7 protein-coding genes and 1 pseudogene are annotated in these 9,807 nt (G+C 69.8%); 7 read left to right on the top strand and 1 reads right to left on the bottom strand.

What is annotated here, in order from left to right:
- On the top strand, window positions 1-1,059 hold a 1,059-nt coding region (locus AC27IO_RS16170; protein ID WP_498739667.1), incomplete at its 5' end, for a hypothetical protein.
- A gap of 1 nt (window position 1,060) precedes the next feature.
- Here the strand turns inward: AC27IO_RS16170 and AC27IO_RS16165 are convergent.
- Window positions 1,061-2,137 carry an AraC family transcriptional regulator gene (locus AC27IO_RS16165; protein WP_284429625.1) on the bottom strand — a complete coding sequence of 359 codons (1,077 nt, stop codon included), beginning with the start codon at window positions 2,135-2,137 and terminating at the stop codon, window positions 1,061-1,063.
- Window positions 2,138-2,278: 141 nt separating this feature from the next.
- Between AC27IO_RS16165 and AC27IO_RS16160 the strand changes: the two genes are divergently transcribed.
- The 6 genes and pseudogenes from AC27IO_RS16160 to AC27IO_RS16135 all read left to right on the top strand — a co-directional run.
- Window positions 2,279-4,018, top strand: a complete 1,740-nt coding sequence (locus tag AC27IO_RS16160) for an AMP-binding protein (protein ID WP_498739665.1) — start codon at window positions 2,279-2,281, stop codon at window positions 4,016-4,018.
- Window positions 4,015-5,619, top strand: coding sequence for a carboxyl transferase domain-containing protein (locus AC27IO_RS16155; protein WP_498739663.1), 1,605 nt, complete (start codon window positions 4,015-4,017; stop codon window positions 5,617-5,619). Before AC27IO_RS16160 ends, AC27IO_RS16155 begins: the two co-directional genes overlap by 4 nt.
- 37 nt (window positions 5,620-5,656) lie before the next feature.
- Window positions 5,657-6,823 (top strand): dienelactone hydrolase family protein, encoded by a 1,167-nt coding sequence (locus tag AC27IO_RS16150; protein ID WP_498739661.1) that lies wholly within the window; start codon window positions 5,657-5,659, stop codon window positions 6,821-6,823.
- Window positions 6,824-6,902: 79 nt separating this feature from the next.
- Window positions 6,903-7,685: an enoyl-CoA hydratase/isomerase family protein gene (locus AC27IO_RS16145; RefSeq protein WP_498739659.1), complete on the top strand. Its 783-nt coding sequence runs from the start codon at window positions 6,903-6,905 to the stop codon at window positions 7,683-7,685.
- Between the two features lie 174 nt (window positions 7,686-7,859).
- A pseudogene (locus tag AC27IO_RS16140) lies at window positions 7,860-8,578 on the top strand (DUF4126 domain-containing protein).
- On the top strand, window positions 8,579-9,807 hold a 1,229-nt coding region (locus AC27IO_RS16135; RefSeq protein ID WP_498739658.1), incomplete at its 3' end, for an acetyl-CoA carboxylase biotin carboxylase subunit.

Raw genomic sequence — 9,807 nt, 5'->3', positions numbered from 1 at the left:
GCCGACAGCGCCACCGCCACCGACCGCCGGGGGCCTGCGCCGCAGAAGTTCGCGGGACACGCCAGCGCCCATGCCCGGCGGCCGGGCGCGCCACCGATCGTTCCGGTGAAGCCGACGGTCGCGCAGGTGCTGTCCAGCATCCCGCTGCATGAAGTCGACCGCATGACCCCGATGCAGGTCAAGCAGTTCACGAAGCTCATGGGCGGGCGCACCCTGGGCGTGGACCCGGCGCTGCTGGTCCGGAACTGGAAGCTGCTGCGCAGCCAGTTCAAAGGGCCTGAACTGCAGCAGTTGCTGCTGAAGAAGACTGCCGCCGTGATGAAGTTCCTGACAACGCCGGCACTGCCGAAATCGCCTGCGGCCCAGGTGCTGGCCGTGTTCCAGCTGCATGAAATCGATCGCATGGACCCACCGAGGCTGAAGGATCTCGTGGCGATCCTGGGCGGCCATGCCCCGGGCAAGGGCCCCGAGGTCCGTGCCGAGAACTGGCAGCGGCTGCGCGAGAACTTCACCGAGCCGGAGCTGAAGCAGTTGCTGTTGAACGACACCGCCGGTGTGGTGGATTTTCTGACGGCTTTGCCGCCCCCGCCGAAAGCGGGCGCCGCAGGTGCCAAGGCGGATGCCGGCCCCAAGCCAGACACCGGTCCCCAGGCCGATGCCGGGCCTAGGCCGAACGCGGAGCCCAAGCCGAATGCAGGTCCCCGGCCGAATGCGGGCGCCGGGCGGCAGGAGGCGCCGAAGTTCTCCGCCCAGGTGCAGCAAGCGCCGGCGGCGGTGCCCGCGGCCGCAGGAGCCAAGCCCATCGCCCTCGCCGGGATGAAGCGGGAGGCGGCGTTCCAGGCGCTGAAGGACCGTGGCATGTCGCACGCGCAACTGCAGCAGATGCGGCAGGATTTTCTCGATCAGGTCAACCACGGCAGCGGTGCGTCGGGCGACGCATTGAGCGCCAAGTACCGGGCGTTCATCACCGACGACCTGTCGCAATCGGGCACCTTGCGCAGCTATGCCAAGCTGTTCGTGCGCCCCATTCCTGACGAGGCCGCCGCCGGCAAGGCTTAGGTCACACGCCCTGGCCGAATCCACCCCCGCCCGCCAGCCGGGCGGCGCGGCGGAACGCGGCGGGGGACTGCCCCGTCCAGCCCCTAAACGCGCGGATGAAGCTCTTTTCGTTGAGAAAGCCCGCGGCCTGCGCCACCTGCTTGATCGGCCGGTCGGTGCGGTGCAGCCATTCGATGGCGCGGTGCTGGCGCACCTCGTCTTTCAGCGCCTGCAGCGACGCGCCTTCTTCCTTGAGCTGGCGGTGCAGCGTGCGCGGCGACAGGTGCAGCCGCTCGGCCAGCGCGTCCGCGCCCTGCAGCGTGCCAGTGTCGGCTGCCAGCGCCTGCCGCACGCGCTGCACCAGCAGGCGGTCGCGCCGGTACTGGCGCACGGTCAGGGGCAGCGCGCGCTGCAGCATGGTGCGCAGCGCGTTCTCGTCGCGCTGCAGCGGCATCGCCAGATAGCGCGCATCGAAGCGCAGCGCGGCATGCGGCGCGCGGAAGGCGATGGGGCCGGCGAACAGCAGCGGATAGGCCGCCTGGTGCGGCGGTGGCGCGAAAGGAAAATCCGCGCCCTGCAGCGGCAGGCGCGAATCGATGAGCCAGCAGGCCAGCCCCAGCGCGTTGCGCAGCATCGAGACCAAGCAGAACTCGCGCAGCGTGCCCAGGTCGCGGTGTTCGGTGATCGCCAGCGTGGCGGTGGCGCCGTCGCTGGTCAGGTGCAGGGCGATGTCGTCGGTCAGCAGGCCGTGGTGGCGGCACCAGCGCTGCAGGGCCAGGCCCAGGTGCGGCGCGCTGATCGAGGCCCGCGCCAGCATGCCGTAGCTGCCCCAGGGCAGGCGCCGGCCGAACCAGCCCAGGGCCTCGTCGTCCAGTTCGCGCATGGCGCCGTCGGAGAGCTGCTCCATCTGCAGCGCCGTGATGCGCCCGTGCGGATGCGCGATGTCCGATGGCGTGATTTGTGCCTGCCGCAGCACGGCCGAGGCGTCCATGCCGCGCTGGGTGTAGGCCTGCACGATGGCCCGCACGAAGGCCATGGGCGTGGCAGCGGTGGGCGCGTGGGGGGCGGTGCGGGGCAGGGCGGTGGCGGGTTCGGGCATGGGGGGAGTTTGCCTTGTGTGGCGCATATTGCAACCTTTGTGACCCCATCTGTCATGCGGTCCGGGCCCGGGCGGGCGTATGCTGCGGCCCATCGCCGTTCCCGGCCGGGCCGGGGGCGTGCCACACGAGGAGACATTGCCATGGACCCAGTGAGCCCGACCGCCCCGTTGACTTCCGCCTTTGCACGCGGCAGCACGGCGGTGCCCCTGATCGAGCAGACGATCGGCGCCTTCTTCAGCGACATGGCGCAGCGCCAGCCGGACCGCGAGGCGCTGGTGAGCGTGCACCAGCGCCTGCGCTACACCTACGGCCAGCTGCACACCGAGGTGCGCCGCCTGGCCAGCGCGCTGCTGGGGCTGGACCTGAACCCGGGCGACCGGGTGGGCATCTGGTCGCACAACAACGCCGAATGGGTGCTCATGCAGCTGGCCACCGCGCAGGTGGGCCTGGTGCTGGTCAACATCAACCCCGCCTACCGCACGTCGGAAGTGGAATACGCGCTCAACAAGGTCGGCTGCAAGGCGCTGGTGACCATGGCGCGCTTCAAGACCAGCGACTACCTGGGCATGCTGCGCGAACTGGCGCCGCAGTGGGCCGCCGGCACGCCTGGCGCACTGCAGTCCGACCGGCTGCCGCAGCTGCGCACGGTGGTGTGGATCGACGGTGCGCCGGGAGACGCGGCGGGCGGCGACGACTCGCCCGGCCTGCTGCGGTTTTCCGAACTGATGGCGCGCGGCGACGCGCAGGATGCGCGCATCGATGCCGTGGCCGCCACGCTGGACGCCAACGACCCCATCAACATCCAGTTCACGAGCGGCACCACGGGCTTTCCGAAGGGCGCCACGCTCACGCACCGCAACATCCTGAACAACGGGTTCTTCATCGGCGAGTGCATGCGGCTCACCCCCGAGGACCGGCTGTGCATTCCCGTGCCGCTGTACCACTGCTTCGGCATGGTGCTGGGCAACCTGGCCTGCCTCACGCACGGCGCGGCCATCGTGTACCCGAGCGACGGCTTCGATCCGCTCAAGGTGCTGGAGACGGTGCAGGCCGAGCGCTGCACCGGCCTGCACGGCGTGCCCACGATGTTCATCGCCGAGCTGGACCACCCGCGCTTCGCCGAGTTCGACCTGTCCACGCTGCGCACCGGCATCATGGCCGGCTCGCCGTGCCCCATCGAGGTGATGAAGCGCGTGGTGAGCGACATGCACCTGTCGGAGATCACCATCGCCTACGGCATGACCGAAACCAGCCCGGTCAGCTGCCAGAGCAGCACCGAGACGCCGCTGGACAAGCGCGTGTCCACCGTGGGCCAGGTGCAGCCGCACCTGGAGATCCAGATCATCGACCCCGAATCCGGCGCCGTGGTGCCCGTGGGCGAGCGCGGCGAGCTGTGCACGCGCGGCTACTCGGTCATGCACGGCTACTGGGACGACCCGGCCAGGACCCGCGAGGCCATCGACGATGCCGGCTGGATGCACACCGGCGACCTGGCCACCATGGATGTCGAGGGTTACGTGAACATCGTCGGCCGCATCAAGGACATGGTGATCCGCGGCGGCGAGAACGTGTACCCGCGCGAGATCGAGGAGTTTCTCTACCGCCACCCGCAGGTGCAGGACGTGCAGGTGGTGGGCGTGCCCGATGCCCGGTACGGCGAAGAGCTGTGCGCCTGGATCATTCCCAAGCCCGGCACGGCCGCGCCCACCGAGGACGACATCCGCGCGTTCTGCAAGGGGCAGATCGCGCACTACAAAGTGCCGCGCTACATCCGATTCGTCGCCGAGTTCCCGATGACGGTGACCGGCAAGATCCAGAAATTCAAGATCCGCGACGCCATGAAAGAACAGCTCGGCCTGCAGGAAAGCACCACCGCATGACCCTCGAATCCCAACTCAATGCCCGCTCGGCCGACTTCCTGGCCAATGCCGCCGCCATGCGCGCCCTGGTCGATGACCTGCGCGCCCGCACCGCCCAGGTGGCCCAGGGCGGCGGCGAAGCCGCCCGCGCCAAGCACACGGCCCGCGGCAAGCTGCTGCCGCGCGAACGCGTGCAGATGCTGCTGGACCCCGGCACGCCGTTCCTCGAACTGGCGCCCCTGGCCGCGCTCAACATGTACAACAACGACGCGCCCGGTGCCGGCCTGATCGCCGGCATCGGCCGCGTGAGCGGCGTGGACTGCATGGTGGTGTGCAACGACGCCACGGTGAAGGGCGGCACCTACTACCCCATGACGGTGAAGAAGCACCTGCGCGCGCAGGAGGTGGCCGCGCAGAACCACCTGCCGTGCATCTACCTGGTGGACTCGGGCGGCGCCAACCTGCCCAACCAGGATGAGGTGTTTCCCGACCGCGACCACTTCGGCCGCATCTTCTACAACCAGGCGCACATGAGCGCGCAGGGCATCGCGCAGATCGCCGTCGTGATGGGCTCGTGCACCGCCGGGGGCGCCTACGTGCCGGCCATGAGCGACGAATCCATCATCGTCAAGAACCAGGGCACCATCTTCCTGGGCGGCCCGCCGCTGGTGAAGGCGGCCACGGGCGAGGTCGTGACGGCCGAGGACTTAGGGGGCGGCGACGTGCACACGCGCCTGTCCGGCGTGGCTGACCACCTGGCGCAAAACGACCTGCACGCGCTGCAGCTGGCCCGCAACGCGGTGCGCAATTTGAATAGAAACAAGGCCCATGCCGGGGAATTGCATGCCTCTGTTGCTCCTAAATTCATAGCGGATGAGCTGTACGGCGTGATTCCGGTGGACACGCGCAAGCCCTTCGACGTGCGCGAGATCATCGCCCGCATCGTCGACGGCAGCGAGTTCGACGAGTTCAAGGCGCGCTACGGCACCACGCTGGTCACGGGCTTCGCGCGCATCGAGGGCATGCCCGTGGGCATCATCGCCAACAACGGCATCCTGTTCAGCGAGTCCGCCCTCAAGGGCGCGCACTTCATCGAGCTGTGCTGCCAGCGCAAGATCCCGCTGGTGTTCCTGCAGAACATCACCGGCTTCATGGTGGGCCGCAAGTACGAGAACGAGGGCATCGCGCGCAACGGCGCCAAGATGGTCACCGCCGTGGCCACCGCCGCCGTGCCCAAGTTCACCATCGTCATCGGCGGCTCGTTCGGCGCGGGCAACTACGGCATGTGCGGGCGTGCGTATTCGCCGCGCTTCCTGTGGATGTGGCCCAACGCGCGCATCTCCGTCATGGGCGGCGACCAGGCCGCGAGCGTGCTCGCCACCGTCAAGCGCGACGGCATCGAGGGCAAGGGCGGCCAGTGGAGTGCTGAGGAAGAAGAGGCCTTCAAGGCCCCCATCCGCCAGCAGTACGAGAGCCAGGGCCACCCCTACTACGCCACCGCGCGGCTGTGGGACGACGGCGTGATCGACCCTGCCGACACGCGCCGTGTGCTGGCGCTGGGCCTGTCGGCCACGCGCAATGCGCCCATCGAAGACACGAAGTTCGGCCTGTTCCGCATGTGACCGCCAGCCCGCCGAAGACTCCGACGCAGATCCCGCCATGACCCTCCGCCGACACGCCCTGGCCTGGCTGCTGCGCTGCGCGCTGCTGCTGGGCGGCTTGCCCGCCCTGGCGCAGCTGGCGCCGTCCACACCGCCCACGCTGGATGCCACGCTGCGCGAGCAGATCGTGATGGTGCCCAAGGGCGAAGGGCTGCTGGCCACCGAGCTGGAAACCACCGTGTACCGCCCGGCGGGCACGGGGCCGTTTCCCGTCGTCGTGATCAACCACGGCAAGGCCAACGGCAATCCGCGCCTGCAGGAGCGTGCGCGCTACCTGGCGGCCGCCCGCGTGTTCGTGGAGCGCGGCTACCTTGTGGTGATCCCGATGCGCCAGGGCTTTTCGCGGTCCACGGGCGCCTACCTGGGCAGCGGCTGCAACGTGGAAGGCAATGGCCGCAACCAGGCCGAGGACGTGCAGGCTGCCCTGGCCTACGTGCGCCGCCTGCCGGATGCGGACAGCCAGCGCATCGTGGTCGTCGGCCAGTCGCACGGCGGCCTGACCACCCTGGCGCTGGGCACGCTGAACCCGCCCGGCGTGCGCGGGCTCATCAATTTCGCCGGCGGGCTGCGGCAGGAGCAATGCCCCGGCTGGGAAAACAACCTGGCCAGCGCCTTCGGTGCCTACGGCCAGGGCACGCGCCTGCCGTCGCTGTGGTTCTACGGCGACAACGATTCGTACTGGCCCACCTCGCTGTACCGCGACATGTACGCGCGCTACGTGGCCGCCGGTGGGCGGGCGCAGCTGGTGGCGTATGGCCGGTTCGGAACCGATTCGCACCGGCTGTTCGCCTCGCAAAGCGGCGTGCCGATCTGGCTGCCGGAGGTGGAGCGCTTCCTGGCCGGCCTGGGCCTGCCGTCCCGGCCGGTGACGCACATTCCGATGATGCCGCACGACAGCGCCGTGCCCCGGGCCACCGACGCCTACCCCGTCGCCGATGCGTCGGCCATCCCCTACGTGCGCGATGCGGCGCGCGAGGGCTACCGCAAGTTTCTCGCGGCGCCGTGGCCGCGGGCCTACGCCATCGCGCCCAGCGGCGCCTGGGCCTACTACTACGGCCGGGCCGATGCCATGGCCGCGGCGGTGGCCCGCTGCAACGAAAACGCCAAGGCGGCGACCTGCCACCTGTATGCCGTGGACGACCACGTCGTGTGGGAGGCGCCATGAGGCCCCGGCATTGGTCCGCCGCACGCATCCGGCCGCATCCGCGTCCGGCTTTTTCTCCAGAGCACCGAGGACCCAACCCATGAATTCCGTCCAGACGGCCTATGACGGCGCCGTGGCGCGCATCACGCTGGCGCAGCCCGATCTGCGCAACGCCTTCAATGACGAAACCATTGCCGCGCTCACCGACGCCTTCGCGCAGGCAGGCAGCCGCGACGGCGTGCGAGCCGTGGTCCTGGCCGCGCAGGGCACGGCCTTTTGTGCCGGCGCCGACCTGAACTGGATGCGCCGCATGGCCGACTACACGCGCGAGGAGAACGTGGCCGACGCCGGCGCGCTGGCCGGGATGCTGCGCACGATCTACGAATGCCCCAAGCCCACCATCGCCCGCGTGCAGGGCGACGTGTATGCCGGCGGCATGGGCCTGGTGGCGGCCTGCGACATGGCGGTGGCCGTCGATACGGCGGGCTTTTGCCTGTCGGAGGTGAAGCTGGGGCTCATCCCGGCGACCATCAGCCCCTATGTGATCCGTGCCATGGGCGCGCGCGCCGCCCACCGCTATTTCCTGACCGCCGAGCGCTTCGGCGCGGCCGAGGCGCTGCACCTGGGCTTCGTGCACGCGGTGGTGGAGTTCGAGCAGCTCGACGACACGGTGGATGCCTGGCTCAAGGCGCTCACCAGCGCCAGCCCGGCAGCGGTGCGCGCCTGCAAGCGGCTGGTGCAGGACGTGGCGGGCCGCGATATCGATGCCGCGCTCATCGCCGCCACGGTGCAGGGCATTGCCGACATCCGCGCCAGCGACGAGGGCCGCGAGGGCGTGCAGGCCTTCCTGCAAAAGCGCAAGCCCTCGTGGCTGGAATCATGAGATATCCCCCCTGTGTCGCCTTCGGCGCCTTCCCCCCCGGGGGACGCCGCCAGTGGCCTGGCAAAGCCAGTTCCACGGCGTCTGCTGGCGCGGCCTGCTCCGCGGCCATCGGGCAGGTGACGCCGTGCCAGGTCCCCGCGCTGCGGGTGGTCCATCATCTGCGGGTGCGCTGAGATGGAAGCGCTCTGGCTGCACATCGTTCAGTGGCTCCACGCCGCAGGGCTGCACGTGGACCCCGGCACGCCCGCGACGTGGCGGCCGGCGCGGCCCAGGCCACTTCGGCGATGGACCTGCCGGGCCTGCTGGCGCTGGCCGCTGCGCTCGGCTGGGCCAGCGGGTTCCGGCTCTATGCGGTGGTCTTCATCGTGGGGCTCATGGGCGCGGGCGGCTGGCTGCCACTGCCTGCCGGGCTGCACGCGTTGCAGCACCCGGCCGTCCTCACCGTGAGCGGGCTGCTGCTGTGCGTGGAGTTCTTCGCCGACAAGGTGCCCTGGCTGGACAGCGCCTGGGATGCGGTGCACACCGTCATCCGCATTCCCGGCGGCGCGCTGCTGGCCGCGGGCGTGTTCGGCGCCGACAACGCCACCATGGGCCTCGTCGCGGGGCTGCTGGGCGGCTCGCTCTCGGCCACGGCACTGGCCACCAAGATGACCACGCGCGCCGCGGCCAACACCTCGCCCGAGCCGTTCTCCAACTGGCTGCTGTCGTTCTTCGAGGACGGCCTGGTGGTGGCCGTCGTGTGGATGGCCACGCAGCACCCGGTGCTGTTCGGCATCGCGTTGGTGGTGATGCTGGTGCTGTCGGCGCTGCTGCTGATCGTGCTTTTCAAATTCCTGCGTGCCGTGCTGCGGCGCGTGTCGTCCCTTTTTTCCGGTCCTGCGAAGGTGGTTTGAATGTTCTCCAAAATCCTGATTGCCAACCGCGGTGAAATCGCCTGCCGTGTGGCCGCGACCGCCCGCCGGCTCGGCGTGAAGACCGTGGCCGTGTACTCCGATGCCGACGCTGGCGCCAAGCACGTCGCCGCATGCGACGAGGCCGTGCACATCGGCGGCAGCTCGCCCAAGGAAAGCTACCTGCAGTGGCAGCGCATCATCGACGCGGCCCGGGCCACGGGCGCGCAGGCCGTGCACCCCGGCTACGGCTTCCTGTCGGAGAACGAGGAGTTCGCCCAGGCCTGTGCGGATGCCGGGCTGGTGTTCATCGGCCCGCCCCCGTCCGCCATCCAGGCCATGGGCCTGAAGGCCGAGTCCAAGCAGCTCATGGAAAAGGCCGGCGTGCCCCTGGTGCCGGGCTACCACGGCGCCGACCAGGACCCTGCGCTGCTGCAGCGCGAGGCCGACCGCATCGGCTACCCCGTGCTCATCAAGGCCAGCGCGGGCGGCGGCGGCAAGGGCATGCGCGCGGTGGACCGGTCGGAAGACTTCGCCGCCGCCCTGGCGTCGTGCCAGCGCGAGGCCATCAACAGCTTCGGCGACGACGCGGTACTCATCGAGAAATACGTGCAGCGCCCGCGCCACATCGAAATCCAGGTGTTCGGCGACACCCTGGGCAACTGCGTGTACCTGTTCGAGCGCGACTGTTCGGTGCAGCGGCGCCACCAGAAGGTGCTGGAAGAGGCCCCGGCCCCCGGCATGACCCCGGCCATGCGCGCCGAGATGGGCAACGCCGCGGTGGCCGCTGCGCGCGCGGTGAACTACGTGGGCGCGGGCACGGTGGAATTCATCGTGGAGCAGCGGGCCGATGGGTCCATGGACTTCTTCTTCATGGAGATGAACACCCGCCTGCAGGTGGAGCACCCGGTGACCGAGGCCATCACCGGCCAGGACCTGGTGGAGTGGCAATTGCGCGTGGCCTGCGGCGAGCCGTTGCCGCTGGCGCAGGACCAGTTGCGCATCGGCGGCCATGCCATCGAGGCGCGCATCTGCGCCGAGAACCCCGACAACCAGTTCCTGCCCGCCACCGGCACGCTGCAGGTGTACCGCAAGCCCGCGGCCACCAGCTTCGAGCGCGCGCCCCTGGGCAGCGGCGGTGTGCGCATCGATGACGGCGTGCGCGAGGGCGATGCCATCAGCCCCTTCTACGACTCGATGATCGCCAAGCTCATCGTGCACGGCGACACGCG

Source organism: Acidovorax sp. KNOB132, from assembly GCF_057541515.1.
The sequence above is the reverse complement of the archived record's forward strand: the minus strand, read 5'-3'. Positions and strand labels throughout refer to the sequence as shown.

Coding starts and splice junctions, on each gene's coding strand:
- AC27IO_RS16155 (WP_498739663.1), top strand. CDS start 4,015: ATGACCCTCGAATCCCAACTCAATGCCCGCTCGGCCGACTTCCTGGCC.
- AC27IO_RS16150 (WP_498739661.1), top strand. CDS start 5,657: ATGACCCTCCGCCGACACGCCCTGGCCTGGCTGCTGCGCTGCGCGCTG.
- AC27IO_RS16160 (WP_498739665.1), top strand. CDS start 2,279: ATGGACCCAGTGAGCCCGACCGCCCCGTTGACTTCCGCCTTTGCACGC.
- AC27IO_RS16165 (WP_284429625.1), bottom strand. CDS start 2,137: ATGCCCGAACCCGCCACCGCCCTGCCCCGCACCGCCCCCCACGCGCCC.
- AC27IO_RS16145 (WP_498739659.1), top strand. CDS start 6,903: ATGAATTCCGTCCAGACGGCCTATGACGGCGCCGTGGCGCGCATCACG.